A 24,225-nucleotide genomic window follows, 5' to 3' on the forward strand; every position below is an offset into this window, starting at 1 on the left:
CCGGCCTGCTCGGGCCGCGCAGGTACCCGCAAGTACCCGCGCGGTCCCCTTCAGCGGGCTACGCCTCGACGACTACGGGGACAATCATGGGGCGGCGGCGCAGGCGCCGGTTGACCCAGGTGCCCACTACCCGCCGGACCACCTGCTGCAGCTGGTAGGTGGTGTGGTCCGTGTTGGAACGGACCGCTTCCTCCAGCGCTGCGCTGATCTTGGGAATGATCTCGTCAAAGACCGCATCACCTTCGGCGAATCCGCGGGCATGGATTTCCGGTCCGGAGACGATGGTCCCGGTGCTGCGGTTCACCACGGAGATGATCGAGATGAAGCCCTCTTCACTGAGGATCCGCCGGTCCTTCAGATCGGTGTCGGTGATCGCTCCCACGCTGGAGCCGTCCACGTAGACAAACCCGCACTCAACCTCGCCGACCACCCGCGCTTTGCCGTCGCGCAGATCCACCACCGTGCCGTCGTCGGCCAGGACAATGTTCTGTTCCGGGACGCCGGTGGCCGCGGCCAGCCGGCCGTTGGCAATCAGGTGCCGGGTCTCGCCGTGGACCGGCATGGCGTTTTTGGGCTGCAGGATGTTGTAGCAGTAGAGCAGTTCACCGGCCGCGGCGTGCCCGGAGACGTGGATTTTGGCGTTGCCCTTATGCACAACGTCCGCACCCATGCGCATCAAACCGTTGATGACGCGGAAGACGGCATTCTCGTTGCCCGGGATCAGGGAGGAGGCCAGGATGACCGTGTCGCCCTTGCCGATGCTGATCCGGTGGTCTCCGTTGGCCATCCGGGACAGTGCTGCCATGGGCTCGCCCTGCGACCCGGTGGACATCAGCACCACCTTGTTGTCCGGCAGGTCGTCAACGTTTTTCAGGTCCACCAGGATGCCCTCAGGGACGTTCAAGTAGCCCAGCTTCTCAGCAATGGCCATGTTGCGAACCATGGAGCGGCCCACGAAGCAGACGTAGCGGCCGTGTGCCGCGGCGGCGTCCAGGACCTGCTGCACCCGGTGGATGTGGGAGGAGAAGGAAGCGACGATGATCCGTTTGTTGACCTTCCCGAACAGTTCCTGCAGTACCGGGCCGATCTCGCGTTCGGCAGTGGTGAAACCGGGTACGTCGGCGTTGGTGGAGTCGGCCATAAAGAGGTCCACGCCCTCTTCGCCCAGCCGTGCGAAGGCACGCAGGTCGGTGATCCGCCCGTCCAGGGGCAGCTGGTCCATCTTGAAATCACCGGTGTGCAGCACGGTGCCCGCCGCCGTGCGGATGAACACTGCCAGCGCGTCGGGGATGGAGTGGTTGACCGCCACGAACTCGCATTCAAACGGTCCGAAGCTTTCGGTCTGGCCTTCCTTCACGGTCAGGGTGAACGGCTTGATCCGGTGTTCCTGCAGCTTGGCTTCCACCAGGGCAAGGGTCAGCTGTGAACCGATCAGCGGAATGTCGTTCTTGAGCCGCAGCAGATACGGAACGGCGCCGATGTGGTCTTCATGGCCGTGCGTGAGCACCACGCCCACAACGTCCTCGAGCCGGTCCTGGATGTAGGAGAAGTCCGGCAGGATGAGGTCAACGCCGGGCTGGGTCTCTTCCGGGAAGAGGACCCCGCAGTCAACAATCAGCAGCTTGCCGTCGATCTCGAAGACGGCCATGTTCCGGCCGATCTCCCCCAGCCCGCCCAGCGCGACGATGCGCAGCGTTCCCGGTTCCAGTGCCGGCGGGGTCATCAGTCCGGTGCCCGTTGTTTCCGTCATGTCCGGTTACGCCTCGTTCCGGGAAAAGTCCATGCCGGCTTCGGCCAGGTCCGCCAGGACCGTTTCCATTTCGACGGCGTCCGGTGCCACCAGCGGCAGCCGGACGGCGGCGGTGGGGATGACCTTCTGCATCGCCAGGACCTGCTTGGCGGCGACGGCACCGGGAATGTGGGTCATCACCGCGCGGATCAGCGGGTCCAGTTCGAAGTGGATCCGGCGGGCGGTCTCGAAATCCCCGGCCGCGGCGGCGTCCACCATGGCGCGGAACTGTTCGGTGGCGATGTGCGCGGTGACGCTGACCACGCCCACGGCGCCGGCGGCCATCCACGGGAGGGTGAGGCCGTCGTCGCCGGCGTAGACGTCAAGCGTGGTGTTGGCCAGCACCCGGGTGATGCCGGCGAAGTCGGCCTTGGCATCTTTCAGGGCAAGGATGCGCGGGTTCTCGGCGAGCTTGAAGATAGTGGAGGTGCTCAGCGCAATTCCGGCGCGGCCGGGAATGTCATAAACCATCACAGGCAGCTCGGTGGCGGCGGTAACGGCATCGAAGTGCGCCACCACTCCTGCCTGGGTGGGCTTGTTGTAGTAGGGGGTCACCACCAGCTGGCCGTCGGCGCCGGCCCGCTCGGCGCGGCGGGCCATTTCCACTGAATGGGAGGTGTGGTTGGTGCCCGTGCCGGCGATGACCTTCGCCCGCCCGCCGACCGTTTCGGCAACCACCCGGAACAGGTCTTCCTTTTCGCTGTCCTCCAGAGTGGAGGTTTCCCCCGTGGTGCCGGAGACCACCAGGCCGTCACAACCGTCTTCCACCAGCTTGTTCGCGAGGTAGGCGGTGGCGTCGAAGTCCACTGCTCCGTCCTCCCTGAACGGGGTCACCATGGCGGTGACGAGTGTACCGAAGGGAAGGGTGCGGTTTTGGAAATCCATGGGTAAAACGTTACCCGCTGCGCAGCGCAAAGGGGCAACGGTCACGCGGCCGGCTGTTCCCAGCCGGATGAACCGGACGGGGCGGCATCAGGAGCAGACGGCTGCCTGCAGCACCTTCAGTGCGGCGTTCGACGCCGATCCCGGCTCCGCCCGGTAGACCACCAGTTCCTGTCCGGGTGCAGCCCGGACGTCGAACGCCTGCAGGTGCAATTCCAGGTCCCCGGCCTCCGGGTGGCGGAAGCGTTTGCTCCTCAGCCGTCCGCCGCGCACCTCGGCATCGGTCCACAGTTCCGCGAAGCGGGCATCGGCGGCCAGCAGGCGTCCGCGGACCTCGGCGATCCGCGGCTCGCGGGGCTGGGCTGCCTCCAGCAGCCGGAAACTGGCCACCATGCTGGCGGCCACCGTCTCCCAGTCCCGGTACAGCACAGCCGCAGCCGGGTCCAGGAACATGGATTCCAGCAGGTTGCCGGTGGGGCCGAACCCCAGGAACAGGGCCTCGGCCAGCGGGTTGGCAGCAAGGACGTCGAAGGCCTGGCCAAGGACGAAGGCAGGGTGGTCCGGCCATTCGTTAAGGAAGGCCGCCAGCTGGGGGTCCACGGCGGCGGCGGTCGGAACGGTGCGCGGCGGCGTCAGCCCCGCCAGGCGGTACAGATGCGCCAGCGCATGTTCGTCGAGCAGCAGTGCGGTGCCGATGGCAGCCGCGACTTGGGGCGACGGCGAGGCTTCGCGGCCCTGCTCCAGGCGCATGTAGTAGTCCACGCTCACATCCGCCAGCCGCGCGACCTCCTCCCGGCGCAGGCCCGGCACGCGGCGCCGGCCGTTGCTGCGCAGCCCGACATCGGCGGGCTGGACACGGGAACGGCGGAGGATGAGGAATTCTCCCAGCGGCGAAGGCACATCAGCAGTGTAGCGAGGGTGGGTGCCGTGCACCCGGGAACGGCACGGCGTTCCGCGGCGGCCTTCTGCGCGCAAGCATTGACGCCATGGAAGACGCCATGGAAAACGAGCAGCAGAAAACAGTCCTGATTATCGGCGCGGGGCCCGGCATCGGCCTTTCCGTGGCCCGGCGCTTCGCGTCCGGCGGGGTTGCCCTGGTGGCACGCTCCGCGGAACGGTTGCAGCAGCTGGCCGCCACGCTGGCAGGCGAGGGGATCGCTGCCGAGTGGGAAGCTGCGGATGCTGCGGACCCGGCCGCCCTGCAGCAGGCCGTGAAGTTGCTCGTCGAGCGGGTAGGCCCCATCGACGTCCTCTGCTTTAGCCCGCTGCCCAGTCTCGACCTGATCGGTCCGGTCCTGGACACCGGCGCCGAAGAGTTCCTTGCCTCGCTTGCGCTCAGCGTAGGCGGGGCCGCTACCGCCGTGCGCGCGGTGGTGCCGGGCATGCTGGAGCGCGGACACGGCAGCCTGCTGTTCACCACTGGCAGCGGAGCCCTGCGGCCCTCCCCCGGCCGGGCGGCCAGCGCCGTTTCAACGGCAGCGGAAACGGCGTATGTGGACCTGCTGCACCGGCAGCTCAGCCCGGCCGGAATCCGGGTGGCGCACGTGCTGATAGTCGGACCGGTGGGTCCCGGGCTCAAGCACGAGCCCGAGGCCGTTGCTGCGGCGTTGTGGGAAGCCCACCGCACGGACGGCGGCGTCGTCACCGTTTTGGACTAGGGCCGTCCTGGACTAGGAGCCGTCCCCGGGTAGGCTCCGGAGCCTACCCGTGCGCGGGCAAGCGGGTACGGCGTGAGACGATGCTGTGCATGATCCAACGCCGCCTCACGGGCATCGATGCTGCCCGCGGGATCGCCCTGCTGGGTATGATCGCCACCCACACCATGCCCCTGTACAACCAGGAGACCGGGGATCCGTCGTTTACCGGCTTGGTCTTTTCGGGGCGGTCCTCGGCGCTGTTCGCGCTGCTGGCCGGCGTCGGGCTGGCCCTGCTGACCGGTGGCAGCCAGCCCCACGAGGCGAAGGCCGTGAACCGCGACCGCCGCGGCATTGCGGTCCGTGCAGTCATCATTGCCCTGGTGGGCCTGGCCCTGGGTGGATTGGAGACCAACATTGCGGTCATCCTGTTCCACTACGCGGTGTTGTTCCTGCTGGCCCTGCCGTTTGCCGGCATGCCGCTGCGCCGGCTGGCGGTCTGGGCTGCCGGGTGGTTGCTGCTCTCCCCCGTGCTGGCATACCTGCTGCGCGGCTGGCTGCGGGAAGTCCTTGCGCCGTCGGAGATCGGCGGCAACCTCACGTGGGACTCGTTCCAGGAACCGGCCGCCCTGGCGGCAGACGTATTCGTCACCGGCTTCTACCCGGTGCTGCAGTGGCTGAGCTACATCTTGCTCGGGATGGTCATTGGACGGCTTGACCTGAAGAACCTGCCGGTGCAGGTGGGACTGCTTGCCGCCGGGGTGTTCGCCGCCGTCGCCGCCAAGTTCACCTCGTACTACCTGCTGGGCACACTGGGCGGCCTGCAGGTGCTGGAAGCTACCGAATCCGGGCAGCGGCTGCCGCTGGCCAGGATGCTTGAGGTTAACCTCAGTCCGGTGGAACAGACCGGGTCCTGGTGGTGGCTGGCGCTGGCGGGGCCGCACTCCAACACCAGCCTGGACATGCTGCATGCCTCCGGGACCGCCGCTGCGGTCCTGGGTGCGTGCCTGCTGCTGACCAGGGCCCGCCCCAACCTGCTCCTGCCGCTGTCGGCAGCCGGGGCCATGACCCTGACGCTGTACAGCCTACATGTATGGGTCATGACCATTGTGGACCAGCAGGACCCGGCGCTGGAGCCGCTCCCGGTGTTCTGGATCCAGGCCGTCTTCTACGTGGTCCTGGCCGTCCTGTTCCAGCGCATCCAGGCGCGGGGACCGCTGGAGTTCGTGACGTCCGGGGCGTCCCGGCTGGCGCGCGGGAAAGCGGCTGGCCGTTCAGCAGCTCGCTAGCTGCCGGCCTTCGCGCGTTCGGCAAACAGCTTCCCGGCCTGCCGCATGGAACGCCGGGCACGGGTGCGGTCCCCGGCGGCGTCGTAGGCGCAGGACAGCCGGAACCAGCTGCGCCAGTCCTCCGGTGCAGCTTCGGTCTCGGCCTTGTACTTGGGGAATTCCGCGTCCGCCGCTTCCCGGATGATGCGCCCGGCCGGTGTGCGGGGCAGATCATCAACGGGCAGGCGGCCTTCTTCGGCCAGGATGGCTGCCATCTTTTCGGTCCGCGCACCGAACATCAGTTCCCGGATCAGTGCCCAGGCGCCTACCACCGGCAACACCAGGTAAGCGGCGCCCATAAAGCGTGCAGTCAGCTCAGACGAGGTCAGCAGCAGCCAACCCCGCTGCGCGGAGACCACCAGGTAGAACAGCAGCAGCAGCGTCACCAGGGCCACGCCCAGTTTGGCGCGGTTGGAAAACAGGCCGGTGAAGAAAGACAACGTGTTCCTTAGTCGTTCAGGTTGAGGTAGCCGTCAAGTCCGACGGTCAATCCGGGGTGGGCGTCCAACTGGCGCAGCCCCAGCAGCACGCCGGGCATAAAGGAGGCACGGTCGAACGAATCGTGCCGGATGGTCAGCTGTTCGCCGGGGCCGCCCAGGAGCACTTCCTGGTGGGCTACCAGTCCGCGCAGCCGGACTGAGTGCACATGCACGCCGTCCACGTCGGCGCCGCGGGCGCCGTCGAGCTGTTTCACGGTGGCATCCGGCGACGCCGGCACACCTGCCTCGCTGCGGGCGGCGGCAATCAGCGCGGCCGTGCGGACGGCGGTGCCGGAGGGGGCATCCACCTTGTCCGGGTGGTGCAGTTCAATGATTTCCACCGACTCGAAGTACCGCGCCGCCTTGGCGGCGAAGGCCGAGGCCAGCACGGAGCCCAGCGCGAAGTTCGGAGCGATGAGCACACCCGTGCCCGGCGACGCGCGAAGCAATATTTCCAGCCGGGCGAGCCTATCGGCGTCCCAGCCCGTGGTGCCCACTACGGCGTGCATGCCGTGTTCGACGGCGAAGCGAACGTTGGCCTCGGTGCTGTCCGGCACGGTGAGGTCCACGACATACTGCGCTCCGGAGGAGACGAGGGTTTCGAGCGGGTCGGTGCGGCCCAGGGCTGCAACGAGCTCCATGTCCCCTGCTGCCCGCACGGCGGCCACAGCCTCGGATCCCATGCGGCCTGCGGCGCCGAGGACCGCTACGGCAAGTTTTTCGCTCATGTGCACCAGATTACCGGTGCTCAGGGGCGGTCGCTGACGCCCACCCACTCGGTTGTGCCGTCCGTGAAGCCCTGTTCCTTCCAGATCGGTACGTTCGCTTTGACGGTGTCCACCAGCTCGGAGCAGGCCGCGAAGGCCGTGCCGCGGTGGGCCGATGCCACGGCGGCCACCAGTGCTGCGTCGCCGATGTCCAGGTTCCCGGTGCGGTGCGCCACCCAGATCCGCACGCCGTCGTACTTGGCGGCAACAGCTGCGGCAGTCTGGCCCAGCACTGATTCGGCGCTCGGATGCGCGCTGTAGCCCAGGGAGGTCACGGACTTGCCGTCGTCGTGGTTGCGGACAATGCCGCTGAAGGTCACCACGGCCCCGCAGTCCGGTGACCAGGCGAGGCGTTCCGCCTCGGCGCTGCTCAGCGGTTCCCGGGAAACTTTGGCGTTCAGGACTTGGCTAGTGTTCACGTTTTCCTTCGAGCTGGCCGCAGATGTGGCCGATGATGGGTTCCAGCACGGCCAGTCCGTCGGCCACGGCCGCCGGCGAGCCAGGCAGGTTGACGATGAAGGTCCGGCCCGCTGTGCCGGCGAAACCGCGGCTGATGGACGCCATTGGTGTGGACGCCAGGCCCTTGGCCCGGATGGCTTCCATGACGCCGGGCACGTGGCGTTCGAGCAGCGGTTCGGTGGCGTCGGGGGTGACGTCATCCGGGCTGAGGCCGGTGCCGCCGCTGGTCAGCAGCACGGACGGTTCCAGGGCGAGGATGCGCTGCAGGGAAGCGGCCACTTCCTCTCCGTCGGGCACCACTTCGGCCAGGACAATGTCATACCCCAGCGCGTAGAGCCAATCCGCTATCAGCGGACCGCTTTCATCCTGGTAGGTTCCGGCGGCGGCGCGGGTGGAGGCGATCAGCACGCCGGCGGTGCGGCGCGGCGACGCGGCAGGCTGCGAGACGCTCACAGCGTCCAGTCCCCGCTTTTGCCGCCGGATTTGGCGAGCACCATGGTGTCCGTGATCCGGGCGTGCTTGTCCACGGCCTTGATCATGTCGTACAGCGTCAGGGCGGCAACGGAGGCGGCGGTCAATGCTTCCATTTCGACGCCGGTGAGGGCCTTGGTCTTCACCGTGGCCTCGACGACGACGTCGCCGCCCCGGGGCGTGAAATCCACTGTGACCTTGGTGATCGGCAGCGGATGGCACAGCGGAATGAGATTGGAGGTCTGCTTCGCGGCCATGATCCCGGCCACCCGGGCCACGGCCAGCGCGTCTCCCTTGGGCAGCCCGCCGTCGGCGATCAGCCGGACCACGTCTTCGGTGCTGCGCAGTACCGCCTGGGCGGTGGCCTGGCGCGTGGTCTCAGCCTTGGCTGACACGTCCACCATGTGAGCGGACCCGTCCTCGCGGACGTGGGTCAGTCCGGCGGGTGGTAAATCTTCGGGTTCGACGCTCACGCGGGGTCCTTTCAGTGCACGCTTGATGCGGTGGCTCGTTTAGTCCCACCGGCAATTAGTCCAACAGCAATACTGTCACTTCCGTGCCGGCCGGAACGTGTTCGATGCCCGCAGGGATGGAAATCAGGGCGTTCGAGGAGGCCAGGGCGTGGACCAGGTGCGAGCCGGGACCGCCCACGGGTTCCACCGTGCCGCCGGCATACCGTCCGCGCCGCACCTGGTGTTTGCCGGCCGGGCTGTCCAGTGCTTCGGTGAGGCGGGCCGGGATCTCCGGGCGCGGCCGCGGGGCGCCGGTGACAGTGCCCAGGGCCGGGCGCAGGAACATTTCGAAGGAGACCAGCGAGCTGACCGGGTTGCCCGGGAAGCCGAGGAACGGCACACCGTCCACGGTGCCGATCCCCTGCGGCCCGCCCGGCTGCATGGCCACGGACAGGAACCGGACATCGGCCGAGGCCAACGCCTGCCGCACCACCTCGTACGCACCCTTGCTGATGCCGCCCGAGCTGAGCACTAAATCCGGTGCGTCGGCAACCAGATCGGCGCGGAGCAGGGCGGAGAACTCCTCCGGGGAGTCGGCCAGGATCCGGGAGCGGAGCACTTGTGCCCCGGCCTGCTCCAAAGAGGTCCGCAGCAAGGTGGTGTTGGCATCGTGGATCTGGCCCGGGTCCAGTTGCTGGCCGGGTTCCCGGACTTCGTCTCCGGTGGTCAGCAGCAGCACGCGCGGGCGGGCCCGGACGGGCACCTCGGCCAGGCCCAGGCCGGCCAGCAGCCCCAGTTGCAGCGGACCAAGAACCGTTCCGGCTGCCAGCGCGAGGCTGCCGGCGGCTATGTCGCTTCCTGCGGTCCGCACAAACTGCCCGGCCGGAACAGCAGCCGGCAGGTCCACGGTCCCCGCGGTCTCCGGCGGAAGGAAGCGGTCGGGGCGGCAGGCCTCAATCGGCACGACGGCGTCTGCCCCCGCGGGCAGCATCGCCCCGGTCATGACGGGTGCAGCGGTTCCGGGCTGCAGCGCAGCCGGGGCGGTCCCGGCGGGAATGGAGGCAGCCCGGGCCAGCCGGACCAGGCCAGCGGCCGGGGCGGTGGTGCCGGGGCCGCTATAGGGACCGGGAACGGCGTCGGGAACAAGGTCAGCCGACCGGACCGCGTAACCGTCCATTTGGGAATTCGTAAACGGCGGAAGGTTTCCCGGCGCATACACGTCCTCGGCCAGCACCCGGCCCGCGGCAGTAGCCAGCCCCACCGTCTCCCGGGCCGGCGGGTGTGCTTCGAACCAGGTAGCGAGCAGCTCCCGGACGGCTTCGCGGTGCTCGGCAACACTGCGCGCACCGTGGGCGGAGTGCTGTCCGGAAGCACTGTGCTGTCCGCCGTGCGGGACCTGCTCTGGGGCGCGGGGGGCGCCTTGTGGAAGGGGCTGCGTGGACATCTTCCTCCTAGTGGAGACGGCGGGATGGAGCATCGGGCCCGGCGCCCTGGCCTCAGCGCACCGTCACCCGAATTGTATGCAGGCCGGTGGCGCCGTCGGGAAGCACCGACCGTTTCTCGTCGGTCTGCACAGTGCCGTTGGCATCCACGGCCCGCACGGTGATGTCGTGTCCGCCCGGCGACAGGTCAACAGGAATCCGGTACTGCCGCCAGGTGTCCGCCGAAATTCCGGCGGCCAGTTCCGCGTCCTGCCAGTCGCCGTCGTCAACGCGGACCTGGACGGCACTGATTCCAGTGTGCTGCGCCCAGGCCACGCCCGCCACCGTCACTGTGCCGGCCTGCACAGGCTTGCGGCCGGGAACGTCGATGCGGGAGGACAGCTTGACGGGCCCGCGCTCGCCCCAGCCGCGTTCGGTCCAGTAGGCGGTGTCATCGGCGAATCGGGTCACCCGCAGTTCGGTCACCCACTTGGTGGCGGAAACGTAGCCGTAGAGTCCGGGGACCACCAGGCGGACCGGGAAACCGTGTTCCAGCGGCAGCGGTTCCCCGTTCATGCCCACGGCCAGCAGCGCGTCGCGGCTGTCCGTGAGGGCCTCCAGCGGGGTGGACGCGCTCCACCCGTCGTTACTGGTGGAGAGCACCATGTCCGCGCCGGGCCGCACTCCGGCCGAGGCCAGCAGCTCGCGCACCGGCCACCCCAGCCAGCGGGCATTGCCGATCAGGTCTCCGCCCACCTCGTTGGATACACACGCAAGGGTCACGAAGCTTTCCTGCAGGGGTTTGGCCAGCAGGTCCGCGTAGCTGAGCTCCACTTCGCGGTCCACCATGCCGGTGAGCCGCAGGCGCCAGTTCTCCGGATCGATGGCGGGCACGCTCAGCGCCGTGTCGATGCGGTAAAAGTCCGCAGCGTCAGTCACCAGCGGAGTCAGCCCGTCCACGGCCAGTTCAGCCCCCGCCGGAATCGGTGCCGCGGCGCGGGCGGGAGAGGGCAGCCGTACAGCGTCGCGCACGGCAGCTACTCCGGCCTGCCCGCCGCGGGCAATGCCGGCCAGCGCCGCACCGAGCAGGGCCACCAGCGCTCCCCCGCCGACCGAGACCAGGACCGCCCGGCGGCTCACGGCCGCGTCAGCGGGTGCAGGCGCCGCAGCCAGGGCGCGGACACGCACGGCGAGCCAGCGCAGAACCATGACGGCGACGACGGCGGCAGCCAGCGGCGGAACAATGGAGAGGACGGCTGACTGGGGACGGGTCAGGACAGCAGCCAGCCCCGCCGCTCCGAAGGCACCAAGGATCAGTGACCCGGCGGGCGGGCGGCGCAATTCCAGTACCCCTGCTGCAATAGCAGCAAGGGCAATGATCAGTCCCATGCCTGCCAGCAGGGCAGCTTTGTCCGCAGTGCCGAACAGGGCAATGGCTGCGTCCTTGACGGGTCCGGGAACGGCATTGATGACCACTGAGCCGACGGCCGAGACCGGGGACAGCGACGGACTGAAGAATGCCGCGAACAGTTCCCCGGCTGCGACGCCCAGGCAGGCTGCCACCAGTCCCGCCCCTGCAGCCCAGCCGCGGATCCGCCGCTGAGCGGGAGCGGGCGTACCTGCTGGACGTTCGGCAGGAGTTCCGTCCGGCTTTCCGCCGGGGGCGGGCGGCTCCGGTACCGCCTCCGGTCCGCTCATCGCGGCAGCAGACGTCCGGCGCCGAGCCGGGCCAGCAGCAGGACCAGAAGGTACAGGGCAATGAGCATCAGGCAGATCCCCAGTGCCGCCTGCGGCTGGTTGGAGTTCAGGCTCAGCTCGATTTGCAGCGGCAGGGTGCGGGTGCGGCCTTCGATGCTTCCGGCGAAGGTGATGGTTGCCCCGTATTCACCCAGGGAGCGGGCAAAAGCCAGCAGCGCTCCGGCCACAATGCCGGGCAGCGCCAGGGGAAGGGTGATGTGGCGCAGGATGGCGGTTGGGCCGGCACCCGAGGTGGCGGCAGCCATTTCCAGGTCCCGGTCCACGGCCGAAAGGCTGTTCAACGAGGCGACCACAAAAAACGGCAGCGACACGAACACCTGGACAATCACTACGGCGGCCGGTGAGTAGCCGACGTCGAGCCCTGCTGCGCCCAACAGCCGGCCGGCAATCCCGTGCCTGCCCCAGAAATAGAGCAGGGCAATGCCGGAGACGACGGGTGAGAGTACCAGCGGGATCAGCAGGATCCCTCGCATGAGCTGTATAGCGGGCCCCTCGAGTTTGCTGAACAGGACAGCCAGCGGCAGCCCCAGCAGGACGCAGATCAGCGTGGAGATAACCGAGGTGGCCAGGGACAGCCCCAGCGCGGTCCGGGCCTGGTCCGAGTCCAGCAGGTCTGAAAGGGAGGTCCACGGGACGTTCAGCAGCAGGGCGGCAACGGGTCCGGCACACAGCAGCAGGGCGAGACCGGCCGGCAGCCAGAGCCAGCCGGGTGTGGTTGCGCGCGCTTCCCGGTCCCGCAGGGAAGTCCGAGCGCGGGCAGGGACGGAAGTATTAGGGGGCATCGGTGTGTCCTGTGCCGGCGGGGCCGAAGCCTGCCTCGGCGAGGATGGCTTCGGCATCGGAGCCGGTGAGCCATTCATAGAACGCTGCGGCACTGGCATTTCCGGCTCCTTCGGCGGTCAGGGCGGCCGGATAACGGTTTGGTGCCGGATCATCCAGCGGCAGGAATCCAACGCCCGTGCCCGCTGCTGCCAGGGCGTCGGTCCGGTAGACAAAACCGGCGTCGGCCTGCCCGGTGGACACCTTGGCCAGCACTGATCGCACGCTGTCCTCGATGCTGGGGGCCTGCAAGGCCAGGCCGGCGGTTACCAGGATCCGCTCCGCAGCCCGGCCGCAGGGAACGGAAGGAGCGCAGACGGCGGTGCGCACCGCGTCGTTCGCGGCGTCGCCCAGCGCTGCAATTCCGGCGGGATTGCCCGGCGCATAAGCCAGGACCAGCGTGTTGCTGGCCAGCACGTTTTCCTCCGCCAGCAGGCCGGATGCGCGCAGGGGGTCAAGCGATTCAAGATCAGCGGTGATCACGACGTCGGCCTGCGCCCCCGACTGCAGTTGTGCCACGAGCTGGCTGCTGGAACCAACGTTGATGCGCAGCTTCCCCCCGCCGTCGTACGCGGCGTTCAGCGTCTCCACCACGTCAGTGAGGGACGATGCGGCGAAAACGGTGACGCCGCCGTCGCCCTCTGCGCCGGAGCCGGTGGACGCACACGCGGCCGTGCACGTGGCCAGGAAAACCGCCGCGCACGCCGCCAAGGTCCTGCGGACCCGGAGAACAAAGCGCATTCATAGAGCCTAACTGTGAAAGAGCGTAACCTCGAGGGATGGGAATACAGCTGGGAATGCCTGCCGTTGGCCCTTCCCCACACGCACCGGGGACCGGATCATCACCAACTAGTACATCAGAGTCCAGTACAGCAGAGTTCAGCGTACCGATGGCCCCGGTTCCGGCGGATGCTGAAGCGCCGGCCACGGCTGTGCTGTCCCCCGGCCCCGCCGCGGCGGACGGCCTGCTGGACAGGTATGGGCGCAGGGCCACCGATATGCGCCTCTCACTGACGGACAAATGCAACCTCCGCTGCACGTATTGCATGCCCGCCGAGGGGTTGGACTGGCTGGCCAAGGACAAAGTCCTGTCACGGGACGAAATTGTGCGGCTGGTCCGTATCGGTGTGGACCGGCTGGGGGTGCGGGAGCTGCGCCTGACCGGCGGCGAACCGCTGGTGCGTGCCGATCTGGTGGACATTATTGCCGGGATCCGGGCCAACCATCCCGATCTGCCGATCTCGCTAACCACCAACGGCCTGGGCCTGGACAAAAAGGCCCAGGCACTCAAGGAGGCGGGCCTGACCCGCATAAACGTTTCCCTCGATTCCCTGCATCCGGACACTTTTGCGCAGCTGACCCGGCGGCCTTTCCTGGACCGTGTGCTGCGCGGGTTGGAGGAAGCGGCGCGGGTTGGCCTGGGTCTTGTGAAGATCAATGCGGTGCTGATGCGCGGCATCAACGACGCCGAGGCCCCGGATCTGCTGGAATGGGCCGTCAGCAACGGTTTCGAGCTGCGTTTCATTGAGCAGATGCCGCTCGATGCCGACCATGGCTGGACCCGCGACGGCATGATCACCGCCGCCGAGATGCGGAGCCTGCTGGAGCGGGACTTCGTCCTGACTCCGGACCCCCGGGAACGCAACGGTGCTCCTGCCCAGCGGTGGGAGGTCCGTCGGCGGGCCACGCCGGAAACCGTGGCCGGCACGGTGGGGATCATTGCCTCCGTCACGGAGCCGTTCTGTGCCGAGTGTGTGCGGACCCGGGTCACGGCAGAGGGGAAAGTGCGCAGCTGCCTTTTCTCCCACGAGGAAACAGACCTGCTCGCCTTGATGCGCAGCGGAGTGGACGACGACGCGGTGGTCCGGCGGTGGCAGGAAGCAATGTGGGGCAAACCGAAGGCCCACGGGATGGCCCACGTTGGGCTGGGTGCGCCCGACTATGTACAGCCTGAACGAACCATGAGCGCGATAGGTGGCTAGGTGCTGATCCGATATTTCGGCGCTGCGAAAGCGGCAGCCGGCACAGAAGAAGAAACCCTGGATGAAGGACCCCTGACACTGGGCGAACTGGCGGAAAAGCTGGGTGCAAAGTATCCGGCCGCCGGGCCCGGGGTGCCGGTGCTTGCCACCGTGATTGCGCGCAGTACGTTCCTGGTGAATGAAACCGCAGCCCAGGATCGGGCCATGCTTCTGCAGGAGGGCGACGTTGTGGATATCCTGCCCCCGTTCGCCGGGGGTTAGGCGCCCGGCAAGGGTGGAGCCGTCGACCGGTACCGATGGCCGGTTGGCGTGGTGATCTCCACGGTGTGCCGACGGGTGGTTGGGGCCTTCGGGGAGGTTGGGGCAGCAGTGGCATTCCGGACCTGCGGGCTCAGCTGGTAGGTGGTGCCGGGTGCCCCGATGACTGTTGCCTTCCAGCCGAGTGCTTCCTTGGTCTGGTTACATGCCTCGCACAGCCCCTGGATATTGGCTGCCTCCGTGGAACCGTCGTCACGGTGCGGCCGAATATGGTCCTCGTGCCGGATCGGCGCATCACACCACGGGGTCCGGCACATCTGGTCCCGTACCGTGATCAATCGGGCCAGGGACGCCGGTACGAACCGGGCCTTCGAGTCCATGGCCAGCAACTCCCCGGAACTCGGGGCAGTGTAGAGGCGGCGCAGCCAGAATCCGGGAGAGGACTCCCCCGGTTCCCCCGGTTCCCCCGTTTCCCCCGACTCCCCCGACTCCCCCGGCTCCCCTGTCTTCTGAGCCCTTCGACGGGCGCCCTGCCGCACCAGATCCCGTGCCCACGGCGCCGGCACTATCCCGTACCCGGTCAAGTGCGCAGGCTCCCGATCCCCGGCCAGCAGGGTCCGGTCCGTCATCACCAGCTGCACTTCCACCGGCACCTGCTCAGCCTTCGTCTGGCCGGTGATGCGTTCAACCATGGTGTCGGCCATGATCTGGCCCCGGCCGCGGGCATCACCCCGGGCCCGCAACGAATCAGCAGCCCGGCACAAGGCCGCATACACCGCAACACCCTGAGCCACCGGCAGCAGACCCGTCAGATAGGTCATGGTGTCCGGAGCCGGACGGCAGGACACAAACCGGTCCGCCTCCGCCTTCGCCGCCCGCCGCACCAGCGCGGCCTGGTCAATCCGGTACGTGATCTTCCGGATCCTCGCGATCAGGCGTCCATCCCCCAACCCGTCCAACCCGGCAGGATCCCCGGCGATTTCACGGTCCACCAGCCGCCGGTCCGCCACGGACAGGCAGGCAGTCTCGCGGACCAGCAGGGTCGCCCGCCACTCACTGATGTGGCCTTCCGACAACGCTTTGAGCGTGCACGGCATCTCCTGGGTCAAGGCCTTCGCGAAGCCAAGGATCCGTCCGCCCCGGGCCGGAGACTCACGCCGGGCCAACGCCACCTGCGCTCCAACGCCCACACCCTGTTTCTCCGCCGGCAGCCCGGCCCGGGCATGCGCAGCACGCACGGACACATCAAATGCTGCCGCGACCCGCGCCTGCGCCGCACACGCAGCAGCCTTCAACTCCTCCAAAGCACGGAGCCGGTCAACAAGCCCCGCATCCGAATCAGCAGCAATCGCGGCCAGCCTGTCAGGCGAAGAAAGTTCCAGCGTCAGGGCAGCTACTGCGGCAGTTGATGCCGCTTTCGGGTGCATCTCAAACGCAGCGTGCGGGCCCGCATCTGCAAGTCTTAAGTGCGGTCCGGCGCTGCCGTGAGTTCCTATTGATTCGAACATGTGTTCGATAGTAACGGCGGCAAAAGGCCGCAACAACGGGTGTTTTGGGGGCTGTGGATAAAGAACTTGGACATACAGGTACCAGCATCCGGCGCGTCGACACGCGCCGCCCCACACACCCCCTCACACCCCGCCCACAGCCCCGGGAAACAGCAAAAGCCGGGAACGCCCAGCGTTCCCGGCTTTGACGAAGTGCGGCTAGAAGCCCAATTCCGTCGCTGACTCGAAGGGTCCAACCACCGTGATGGTCCGCGGCGCCGCAGCCAGCTCAGCGGCCAGCTCCTGGACCTGCTCCGCAGTGACGGAGTGGATCCGCCGCAGGGACTCGTCAATGTCGATGAATTCGCCGCTGACCAGCTCAGCACGCCCCAGCCGGGACATCCGCGAACCGGAGTCCTCCAGCCCGAGAACCATGCCACCGGAAATCTGGCCCAGGGCCTTGGCAAGTTCCGCCGGCTCAACGCCGTCGGCCGCCAGGCGCTCAAGTTCGCTCCCGAGCAGGTCAATGACCTGCCGGGTCTTGGCAGGAGAGCAACCGGCGTACATGCCGAAGTAGCCGGCGTCGGCGTACGACGCCGAGAAGGAGTAGGTGGAGTACACCAGGCCGCGCTTCTCGCGGATCTCCTGGAACAGGCGCGAGGACATGCCGCCGCCGAGGATCGTGTTCAGCACGCTCATCGCAAAGCGCCGGTCATCCGTGGCAGTCAGCGACGGGCAGCCCATCACGATGTTCGCCTGCTCCACCGGCCGATTGTACACGTGTACGCCCGCGGTGCCGGAGATCAGTGCGGGTTCGGTGTTGCGACGGGGAGACGGTGTGGCTGCAGGATCAAGGTCCCAGCCGGCAGTGCGGAGGGCTTCAAAAACGAGGGTGCAGACCTGGTCATGGTCCAGTCCGCCGGCAGCAGTAACCACCAGCTCCGAGGGACGGTAGTACCGGTGGTAGTGCTCCAGCACTGCATCCCGCGAGACGCTGCGGATGGCTTCCGGGGTACCGCCGATGGGACGTCCCAGCGGGTGGTCCCCGAGAACGGCTTCGGAGAAGCGTTCGTGGCACAGGTCCGCGGGATCGTCATTGTCCATGGCAATTTCTTCCAGGATGACGTCGCGCTCCTGCTCCAGCTCGTCCGGGTCCAGGACGGCGGAGGTGACCATGTCGGTGATGACGTCAATGGCCATGGGAAGGTCGGTGTCGAGCACCCGTGCGTAATAGCAGGTGCTCTCCTTGGCGGTGGCCGCATTGGACTCACCGCCCACCTCGTCAAAAGCCGAGGCGATGTCCAGCGCCGAACGGCGGCTGGTGCCCTTGAACAGCAGGTGCTCAAGGAAGTGGGTGGAGCCGTGCCGGCCCGCGGCTTCATCCCGCGAGCCGACCCCAACCCAGAATCCGATGGCCGTACTCCGCTGGCCGGGCATTTCCTCCGTCAGTACCCGGACGCCGCCGGGCAGCACCGAACGGCGCACGACAGCGCCTCCCGGAGTGCCGACCACGAGGGTCGGGTCGGAGGGCAAAGTGGTCAGTGGAAGCTTGACGACCGTCCCGTGTCCCTGCGAAGCGGACACGGGACGGGCACCATCGGAAAAGTCCGGCATTTACTCTGCAGACTCGGTTTCTGCTGCTTCGTCGCCTTCGGCGTCTTCAGCAACCACCGGGGAGAGCGAAAGCTTTCCGCGGTCATCGATCTTGGTGATTTCCACCTGGACCTTCTGGCCCACGGAGACGACGTCGTCGACGTTGTCCACGCGCTTGCCGCCGGCGAGCTTACGCAGCTCGGAGATGTGCAGCAGGCCGTCCTTGCCCGGGGTCAGGGAGACGAAGGCACCGAAGGTGGTGGTCTTTACGACCGTACCCAGGTAACGCTCGCCGATTTCCGGAACCATCGGATTGGCGATCGCGTTGATCGCCGCGCGGGCAGCCTCGGCGGAGCCGCCGTCGGTTGCGCCGATGAGGACGGTGCCGTCATCTTCGATGGAGATGTCAGCGCCGGTGTCCTCCTGGATCTGGTTGATCATCTTGCCCTTCGGGCCAATGACCTCGCCGATCTTATCCACGGGGATCTTCACCGAGATGATGCGCGGAGCGAACTCGGAGAGCTCGTCCGGTGCGTCAATGGCGGCCTGCATCACGTCGAGGATGTGCAGGCGAGCTTCGCGGGCCTGCTTCAGCGCTGCTGCCAGCACGGAGGCGGGGATACCGTCGAGCTTGGTGTCCAGCTGGATGGCCGTGACGAACTCGGAGGTACCGGCAACCTTGAAGTCCATGTCACCGAAGGCATCTTCGGCGCCGAGGATATCGGTCAGGGCTGCGTAGCGGGTTTCGCCGTCAACCTGGTCGGAGACCAGGCCCATGGCGATGCCGGCAACCGGTGCGCGCAGCGGTACGCCGGCGTTGAGCATGGACAGCGTGGAAGCGCAGACCGAGCCCATGGAGGTGGAGCCGTTGGAGCTGAGCGCCTCGGATACCTGGCGGATGGCGTACGGGAACTCTTCACGCGAGGGCAGCACCGGAACCAGTGCGCGCTCGGCGAGGGCGCCGTGGCCGATTTCGCGTCGCTTGGGCGAGCCCACGCGGCCGGTCTCACCGGTGGAGTACGGCGGGAAGTTGTAGTTGTGCATGTAGCGCTTGCGCGTTACCGGCGACAGCGAATCGATCTGCTGTTCCATCTTCAGCATGTTCAGCGTGGTGACGCCCAGGATCTGGGTTTCGCCGCGCTCGAAGATGGCCGAACCGTGCACGCGGGGCAGGACCTCGACCTCGGCGGTGAGCTGGCGGATGTCCGTCAGGCCGCGGCCGTCGATGCGGACCTGCTCCTTGAGGATGCGCTGGCGCACAACCTGCTTGGTGACGGAGCGGAAAGCTGCGGAGATTTCTCCTTCGCGGCCTTCGAACTTCTCGGCAAGGGAAGCCTTGATGTCGTTCTTCAGCTCGTCGGAAGCAGCGTCGCGCTCCTGCTTGTCGGCGATGGAGAAGACCTTGGCCAGCTTCTCGGCAGCTGCAGCTTCAACGGCCTCGTACACGTCGTCCTGGTAGTCCAGGAAGATCGGGAACTCGACGGTGGGCTTGGCAGCGCGTGCGGCCAGGTCCGACTGGGCGTCGCACAGAACCTTGATGAACGGCTTTGCAGCCTCAAGGCCTTCTGCAACAACCTCTTCGGTCGGGGCGGTGGCGCCCTCGTCCTTGATGAGGTTCCAGGCGTTGTCGGTGGCTTCGGCCTCGACCATCATGATGGCGACGTCGTCACCGGCAATGCGGCCGGCAACCACCATGGAGAACACGGCGCGCTCCAGCTCGGAGTGCTTCGGGAAGGCAACCCACTGGCCGTCGACCAGGGCAACGCGGACGCCGCCGATCGGGCCGGAGAACGGCAGGCCGCTCAGCTGGGTGGACATGGAGGAAGCGTTGATGGCAACCACGTCGTAGAGCACGTCGGGGTTGATCGCCAGCACGGTGACCACAATCTGGACCTCGTTGCGCAGGCCCTTCACAAAGGCGGGGCGCAGCGGGCGGTCCATCAGGCGGCAGGCCAGGATGGCTTCGGTGGACGGGCGGCCTTCGCGGCGGAAGAACGAGCCCGGGATGCGGCCGGCAGCGTACATACGCTCCTCGACGTCCACGGTCAGCGGGAAGAAATCGAAACCTTCACGCGGGGACTTGCCGGCGGACGTGGCCGAGAGCAGGGCGGTGTCTTCGTCGATGTAGACCATTGCGGCGCCGGCTGCCTGCTGGGCAAGGCGTCCGGTTTCGAACCGGATAACGCGCGTGCCGTATTTGCCGTTGTCAATGACGGCTTCTGAGAACTGAATTTCGGGACCCTCCATATGAGAGCCACCTCCGTTTCTTCTGTGGGCGGAGGCACCCAGCACCGTTTCAAACTTCCGTCCGTACGGCCGTGCCGTACGTTCAACACCCGGTCTTCGATCGAGGTCCACGGGCTGAAATCTCCCGGAGACCACTACCGAGGACCGCGAATGCTGCGATGCTGGCTGACTCCTGCTGTTTTCTTCTTTGCTGCGTGTTTCTTTTTGCTGCTTGCGGGTCCCCGGTTCAGGGGACCCGTTCGTCAATCAGACAGGTGCGCTTCCGGCTTTCCCGGTGTCCATGCCTGCCTGCGCAAAAGGCGGCTCCCCGTGCTGATGCACAGGTGCCGCCTTTCACAAAGACTATCGACGCAGGCCGAGGCGCTCGATGAGCGCACGGTAGCGGGCGATGTCGGTCTCGCGCAGGTAGGTAAGCATACGACGACGGCGACCAACCAGGGCCATCAGGCCGCGGCGGGTGTGGTGGTCGTGCTTGTGGGTCTTCAGGTGCTCGGTCAGGTCGAGGATGCGGCGCGAAAGCACAGCAACCTGAACCTCGGGGGAACCGGTGTCCCCTTCAGCCCGAGCGAATTCCCGGATGATCTCCTGCTTGACGGCGGGATCGAGTGCCAATGTAACTCCTAGAGTTGTGCCGTGAGGCCCGAGTCAGCACTTCGCTGCCGGGAATCTTTCCGCTCCTTGGGATGACCCCTGGGGCTCACACCCCGGAACACAAAGAAATTCAGCCGCCACGGACCGCAGCCGAATTTGAATCCAGTTTACCTGCCCGCGGCGGTTTCTGTCGAAAGCACATTTCTGGTGCGTTCGACGTCGAGGCGCATCTGCTCCACCAGCGCTTCGGGCCCGGTGTAGGCGACCATGCCGCGCAGCCGCTCCACGAACTCCACCACCACGTGCTGGCCGTACAGGTTGAAATCGTGCACGTCCTCAGCCGGGCGGTCGATGACGTGCGCTTCAACCTGGCGGCTAACCCCCTCGAAGGTCGGATTGGACCCGACGGACACCGCGGCCGGCCAGCGGGCACCGGCCTCGTCCACGAGCCACCCGGCGTAAATACCGTCGGCTGGGATGAGACCGGAAGCTTCCGGTGCCAGGTTGGCAGTGGGGAACCCGAGTTCGCGGCCGCGGGCGGCGCCGTGCACCACTTCCCCGCGCATCCGGTGGGTGCGGCCGAGAAGGCGGGCAGCTGTGCGGACATCGCCTTCCCGCAGCGCCTCACGAATCCAGGTAGAGGAACAGCGCCGGCCGGAGGCCGGACCGTCTGCCAGTGCACCGAAGTCGTCCACCGCTTCGACGTCGAACCCCAGTTCGGCACCGAGGGCGCGCATGGTCTCCAGGTCTCCGGCGTTGCCGCGGCCGAAGCGCACGTCGTGGCCGATGACCACGGTCTTGGCGTGCAGTGCGTCCACGAGGACGGTCCGGACAAATTCCTCGGCCGTCAGGGACGCGAGGTCCATGTCATAGTGCATCATCAGCAGCCCGTCCAGGCCGGTGTCAGCAAGCGCCTGGACCCGGTCCACGGTACCCATGATGAGTTCCGGGGCGCTTTCGGGACGGTGCACCTGGGCGGGGTGCGGGTCAAAGGAAATGGCTACCGCGGCCGCGTCCTGTTCCCGGGCCGCCTTGACCAAGCGGTTCAGCACATGCTGGTGGCCCAGATGCACGCCGTCGAAGTTGCCGATGGTGATTACTGTCGGACCAATGCCGGCCGGTATCTCCGCCAGGTCATTCCAGTAGTACACGCAGGCTCCTTAGCAGCATTTTTCCGTGCCGGACCTTTCGCTTTGTCCGGCGCACCGCCGTCGGCTTCCGCCGCACGGGGACCTATCCATTATGTCCGATCATCGCCGGTCACCGGGCACCGCCCGCAATACCGGGGTCCGCGGCGCCTCCGCCGGCCCCGCCCTGCTGGCTGTACTCCTGCCGCAGTTCACTGGTCTTGGCAATGAACCGGTGCCAGACCAGCAGCGCCGGCGGGAAGGCCAGCTCCACGATCATCAGCACAATAAAGGTGAAGTGCGGCGTGCCGGAAAAGGCCCAGGACACCACCCTGCCAATGCCGCCGAGGAAGACCATCAGGCAGACCAGCCACAGCATGTTCGCCCACTGGAACTTCACGGCTATGGCCACGAACGCGGCTCCAACGCCCACCATCATGGCGGAGAAGAAGCGGTACTGGCTCTCCAGGGTGGCGTTGACCTCTCCCCCGCTTCCGTCCGGCAGGCCGGCGGTGCCGGTGATGAGGTTGTACAGGCCGAAGCCGGCCACCAGGATGCCCACGCCGATCACCACGGCCCGGAAGACTGCCCAGTCATCGCTGGCCTTATACGCTTTGGGGGCCTTGCGCGGCTTCGGCGCCCCGGAGCCCTTTGACCCGCGGCGCGGCTTGGCACCGCTGCCCGGGACCGCCTGCTCCGGCACACGCCGCCCGTCGCCGGTTCCGGGGGCCTGCGCCCCTGCTGCCTGCGGCGGCCGGGTTCCGGGTATGTCGGATCCGGCGCGGCGGTTCCCCTCGCCCGGTGCTGGTGCGGTGTTGCTCATGGCTCCCCCTGATTGGGTTTGGAACAGTGTCTGTTCCTGCCATGGTCTCACGCACCTGACCGGATCAGGTAAGCATGCTGTCTTTCTACTTCCGTGCGTCTGCGCGGTGACGGTACAGCCACCACAGGCCCACCATGGGCAGCACCAGCGGAACGTAGCCGTAGCCGCTGCCGAAGCCGGACCACACAGTGTCATCGGGCAGTGCCGCGGGGTCCACGAGGCCGAAGATGCCCACGGCCAGCACGCCGACCATTTCCACGCCCACGGCCGCAACCGAGACCTTGTACGCGGTGGAACCGGACCGGGCCAGTCCCACGGTTGCCACTATGTAGACAACCGCAGCGAAGGCGGACAGCAGATACGCCAGCGGTGCGTGGTCGAACTTGGTGAGGATCTGGAACGCGGCACGCGCGGTCGCGGCCAGGGCGAAGATGGCGTACACGGCTACCAGCAGCCGCCCGGGGCCGGCATTGCGCGCCGCAGGGGCCGTATCTTTGGCCGCACCGTCGTTGCGGGGGCCCATGTTGCGTTTCATAGCAGGTTTACTCCATCCCAGATCTGTTCCATGCGGAACAGCATGACAAATACGGTGATGCCGACGGCGGAGAGCACAATGTTGCTCCAGCGGCTGCGGTCCATCAGCGACCACCAGACGGCTCCGATTGGAACAATCAGGGCGGTCAGCAGGTAGCCCCAGAATTCCCACGCTTCACCGGCAATGTGCTGCCCGGTGGCCAGGCGGACCAGTGACACCACGCCGTAGACCAGCAGGAAGAGTTCAACGGCGGCAGCGGAGAGGATCGTGAGGTCGTTCGGCCCGTGGCGCAGGGCGGCTGCGCCGATGCACAGCACCACCGACACCAGGCAGATCAGCGAGCCGACCAGGAAAAGCAGGTCCACGCCCATTTACGCTTTCTCGTTTCCGGGCGCGAAGACCAGCAGCGCTTTGGCGGCGGTGCCCTTGTCCTCGAGCAGGCCCACCACGTGGCCCTCGGGGTCCATGGCAGCCACCGGCCCCGGCTCCGGGTTACCAGTGGCGGTGATCCTGCGGCCGTGGGACAGGTCCTCCGCTTCGGCCGCGGAGAGGTTACGGACCGGGAAGAGCTGCACGGCGGCGTCGTCCAGCTCCAGGACGCGCAGGTCACCGGCCAGCTCCTCCAGAGTGGACGCGTCGTCGATGCCGAAGGGCCCCACGCAGGTGCGGCGCAGGGACGTCAGGTGCCCGCCCACGCCCAGCGCGGTACCGAGGTCGCGGGCCAGGGCGCGGATGTAGGTGCCGGAGGAGCAGTCCACGGTGACGTCGACGTCGCGCAGCTTGCCGCCGTTCTCCCGCCGTATGTCGTGGATTTCGAAGCGGGACACCGTTACGGGGCGGGCCGGCAGGTTCACTTCGCCGCCCGCGCGGACCTTGGCATAGGAGCGTTCCCCGTTGACCTTGATGGCGCTGACGCTGCTGGGGACCTGCTGGATGTCTCCGGTGAGGGCCTGCACGGCGGCACGGATTTCTTCATCGGTCACTGCGGCGGCAATCGTTTCGGCAGTGACCTCGCCCTCGGCGTCGTCCGTCAGGGTCGACTGGCCCAGCCGGATGGTGGCCTCGTACGTCTTGGTGGTACCCACAATGTAGGTCAGCAGGCGGGTGGCCTTGTTGATGCCGACCACCAGCACGCCTGTAGCCATGGGATCCAGGGTGCCCGCGTGCCCCACCTTCCGGGTGCCAGCCAGCCGCCGGAGGCGGCCGACCACGTCGTGGCTCGTCCATCCCTGCGGTTTGTCCACAATAATCAGTCCTGAACGGACCTGCCCTGAATTCACGCCTTTCAGTATATGGTGCGGCGCGGTGCCCGGCGGGCGCGCC

25 protein-coding genes are annotated in these 24,225 nt (G+C 67.3%); 4 read left to right on the forward strand and 21 right to left on the reverse strand.

Going from position 1 to position 24,225, the window contains the following annotated elements; all coding sequences use genetic code 11:
• Nucleotides 1-58: 58 nt before the first annotated feature.
• The 3 genes from QNN98_RS14600 to QNN98_RS14610 form a co-directional block, all read right to left on the reverse strand.
• Nucleotides 59-1,750, reverse strand: a complete 1,692-nt coding sequence (locus QNN98_RS14600) for a ribonuclease J (RefSeq protein ID WP_227914013.1) — start codon at nt 1,748-1,750, stop codon at nt 59-61.
• Between the two features lie 6 nt (nt 1,751-1,756).
• On the reverse strand, nt 1,757-2,674 hold the full coding sequence (gene dapA, locus QNN98_RS14605) for a 4-hydroxy-tetrahydrodipicolinate synthase (RefSeq protein WP_283998082.1): 918 nt from the start codon (nt 2,672-2,674) through the stop codon (nt 1,757-1,759).
• Between the two features lie 87 nt (nt 2,675-2,761).
• Nucleotides 2,762-3,571, reverse strand: coding sequence for a helix-turn-helix transcriptional regulator (locus QNN98_RS14610; protein ID WP_227914011.1), 810 nt, complete (start codon nt 3,569-3,571; stop codon nt 2,762-2,764).
• Nucleotides 3,572-3,657: 86 nt separating this feature from the next.
• Here QNN98_RS14610 and QNN98_RS14615 point away from each other — a divergent pair, with 86 nt between their 5' ends.
• The gene (locus tag QNN98_RS14615; RefSeq protein WP_227914010.1) at nt 3,658-4,329 is read left to right on the forward strand and encodes an SDR family NAD(P)-dependent oxidoreductase; all 672 of its coding nucleotides are present in this window, start codon (nt 3,658-3,660) and stop codon (nt 4,327-4,329) included.
• Nucleotides 4,330-4,418: 89 nt separating this feature from the next.
• Complete coding sequence (locus tag QNN98_RS14620) at nt 4,419-5,594, forward strand: heparan-alpha-glucosaminide N-acetyltransferase domain-containing protein (protein ID WP_229960553.1); 1,176 nt, start codon at nt 4,419-4,421, stop codon at nt 5,592-5,594.
• Here QNN98_RS14620 and QNN98_RS14625 read toward each other — a convergent pair.
• The 9 genes from QNN98_RS14625 to modA all read right to left on the reverse strand — a co-directional run bounded on the left by QNN98_RS14625 (nt 5,591) and on the right by modA (nt 13,000).
• The gene (locus QNN98_RS14625) at nt 5,591-6,073 is read right to left on the reverse strand and encodes a hypothetical protein (RefSeq protein WP_229960555.1); all 483 of its coding nucleotides are present in this window, start codon (nt 6,071-6,073) and stop codon (nt 5,591-5,593) included. The genes QNN98_RS14620 and QNN98_RS14625 overlap by 4 nt on opposite strands.
• 8 nt (nt 6,074-6,081) lie before the next feature.
• Nucleotides 6,082-6,840 (reverse strand): 4-hydroxy-tetrahydrodipicolinate reductase, encoded by a 759-nt coding sequence (gene dapB, locus QNN98_RS14630; RefSeq protein ID WP_283998086.1) that lies wholly within the window; start codon nt 6,838-6,840, stop codon nt 6,082-6,084.
• Nucleotides 6,841-6,860: 20 nt separating this feature from the next.
• Nucleotides 6,861-7,298 carry a molybdenum cofactor biosynthesis protein MoaE gene (locus QNN98_RS14635; protein WP_227914006.1) on the reverse strand — a complete coding sequence of 146 codons (438 nt, stop codon included), beginning with the start codon at nt 7,296-7,298 and terminating at the stop codon, nt 6,861-6,863.
• The gene (locus tag QNN98_RS14640) at nt 7,288-7,791 is read right to left on the reverse strand and encodes a MogA/MoaB family molybdenum cofactor biosynthesis protein (RefSeq protein WP_227914005.1); all 504 of its coding nucleotides are present in this window, start codon (nt 7,789-7,791) and stop codon (nt 7,288-7,290) included. The genes QNN98_RS14635 and QNN98_RS14640 overlap by 11 nt, the downstream gene beginning before the upstream one ends.
• Nucleotides 7,788-8,213, reverse strand: coding sequence for a cyclic pyranopterin monophosphate synthase MoaC (moaC, locus tag QNN98_RS14645; RefSeq protein ID WP_231708843.1), 426 nt, complete (start codon nt 8,211-8,213; stop codon nt 7,788-7,790). The genes QNN98_RS14640 and moaC overlap by 4 nt, the downstream gene beginning before the upstream one ends.
• A 124-nt stretch (nt 8,214-8,337) precedes the next feature.
• Nucleotides 8,338-9,705, reverse strand: coding sequence for a molybdopterin molybdotransferase MoeA (locus QNN98_RS14650; RefSeq protein WP_283998089.1), 1,368 nt, complete (start codon nt 9,703-9,705; stop codon nt 8,338-8,340).
• A gap of 52 nt (nt 9,706-9,757) precedes the next feature.
• On the reverse strand, nt 9,758-11,380 hold the full coding sequence (locus tag QNN98_RS14655; RefSeq protein WP_283998091.1) for a molybdopterin-dependent oxidoreductase: 1,623 nt from the start codon (nt 11,378-11,380) through the stop codon (nt 9,758-9,760).
• Complete coding sequence (locus tag QNN98_RS14660; RefSeq protein ID WP_227914001.1) at nt 11,377-12,222, reverse strand: ABC transporter permease; 846 nt, start codon at nt 12,220-12,222, stop codon at nt 11,377-11,379. Before QNN98_RS14660 ends, QNN98_RS14655 begins: the two co-directional genes overlap by 4 nt.
• Nucleotides 12,212-13,000 carry a molybdate ABC transporter substrate-binding protein gene (modA, locus tag QNN98_RS14665; RefSeq protein WP_283998093.1) on the reverse strand — a complete coding sequence of 263 codons (789 nt, stop codon included), beginning with the start codon at nt 12,998-13,000 and terminating at the stop codon, nt 12,212-12,214. Before modA ends, QNN98_RS14660 begins: the two co-directional genes overlap by 11 nt.
• A 38-nt stretch (nt 13,001-13,038) precedes the next feature.
• Between modA and moaA the strand changes: the two genes are divergently transcribed.
• Together moaA and QNN98_RS14675 are read left to right on the forward strand one after the other, a co-directional pair.
• Entirely contained in the window at nt 13,039-14,241 is a 1,203-nt protein-coding gene (gene moaA, locus QNN98_RS14670; RefSeq protein ID WP_502864766.1) for a GTP 3',8-cyclase MoaA, read from the forward strand.
• The gene (locus tag QNN98_RS14675; RefSeq protein WP_227913998.1) at nt 14,242-14,502 is read left to right on the forward strand and encodes a MoaD/ThiS family protein; all 261 of its coding nucleotides are present in this window, start codon (nt 14,242-14,244) and stop codon (nt 14,500-14,502) included.
• Here the strand turns inward: QNN98_RS14675 and QNN98_RS14680 are convergent.
• The 9 genes from QNN98_RS14680 to truB all read right to left on the reverse strand — a co-directional run bounded on the left by QNN98_RS14680 (nt 14,499) and on the right by truB (nt 24,191).
• The gene (locus QNN98_RS14680) at nt 14,499-16,007 is read right to left on the reverse strand and encodes an HNH endonuclease (protein WP_283998098.1); all 1,509 of its coding nucleotides are present in this window, start codon (nt 16,005-16,007) and stop codon (nt 14,499-14,501) included. The genes QNN98_RS14675 and QNN98_RS14680 overlap by 4 nt on opposite strands.
• Before the next feature lie 198 nt (nt 16,008-16,205).
• Nucleotides 16,206-17,600, reverse strand: coding sequence for a M16 family metallopeptidase (locus tag QNN98_RS14685; RefSeq protein WP_283998099.1), 1,395 nt, complete (start codon nt 17,598-17,600; stop codon nt 16,206-16,208).
• Nucleotides 17,601-19,826 (reverse strand): polyribonucleotide nucleotidyltransferase, encoded by a 2,226-nt coding sequence (locus QNN98_RS14690; protein ID WP_283998101.1) that lies wholly within the window; start codon nt 19,824-19,826, stop codon nt 17,601-17,603.
• A 342-nt stretch (nt 19,827-20,168) separates the two neighbouring features.
• Complete coding sequence (rpsO, locus tag QNN98_RS14695; protein WP_227913993.1) at nt 20,169-20,438, reverse strand: 30S ribosomal protein S15; 270 nt, start codon at nt 20,436-20,438, stop codon at nt 20,169-20,171.
• Nucleotides 20,439-20,584: 146 nt separating this feature from the next.
• Complete coding sequence (locus QNN98_RS14700; protein WP_227913992.1) at nt 20,585-21,568, reverse strand: bifunctional riboflavin kinase/FAD synthetase; 984 nt, start codon at nt 21,566-21,568, stop codon at nt 20,585-20,587.
• 109 nt (nt 21,569-21,677) lie between these two features.
• Nucleotides 21,678-22,367 carry a DUF4345 domain-containing protein gene (locus QNN98_RS14705; protein ID WP_227913991.1) on the reverse strand — a complete coding sequence of 230 codons (690 nt, stop codon included), beginning with the start codon at nt 22,365-22,367 and terminating at the stop codon, nt 21,678-21,680.
• An 85-nt stretch (nt 22,368-22,452) separates the two neighbouring features.
• Nucleotides 22,453-22,902, reverse strand: coding sequence for a hypothetical protein (locus QNN98_RS14710; protein WP_227927291.1), 450 nt, complete (start codon nt 22,900-22,902; stop codon nt 22,453-22,455).
• The gene (locus tag QNN98_RS14715) at nt 22,899-23,273 is read right to left on the reverse strand and encodes a hypothetical protein (protein WP_227927292.1); all 375 of its coding nucleotides are present in this window, start codon (nt 23,271-23,273) and stop codon (nt 22,899-22,901) included. Before QNN98_RS14715 ends, QNN98_RS14710 begins: the two co-directional genes overlap by 4 nt.
• Complete coding sequence (gene truB, locus QNN98_RS14720; RefSeq protein WP_502864776.1) at nt 23,274-24,191, reverse strand: tRNA pseudouridine(55) synthase TruB; 918 nt, start codon at nt 24,189-24,191, stop codon at nt 23,274-23,276.
• Nucleotides 24,192-24,225: the final 34 nt, after the last annotated feature.

This window comes from Arthrobacter sp. zg-Y1143 (assembly GCF_030125565.1).
GTDB lineage: Bacteria > Actinomycetota > Actinomycetes > Actinomycetales > Micrococcaceae > Arthrobacter_B.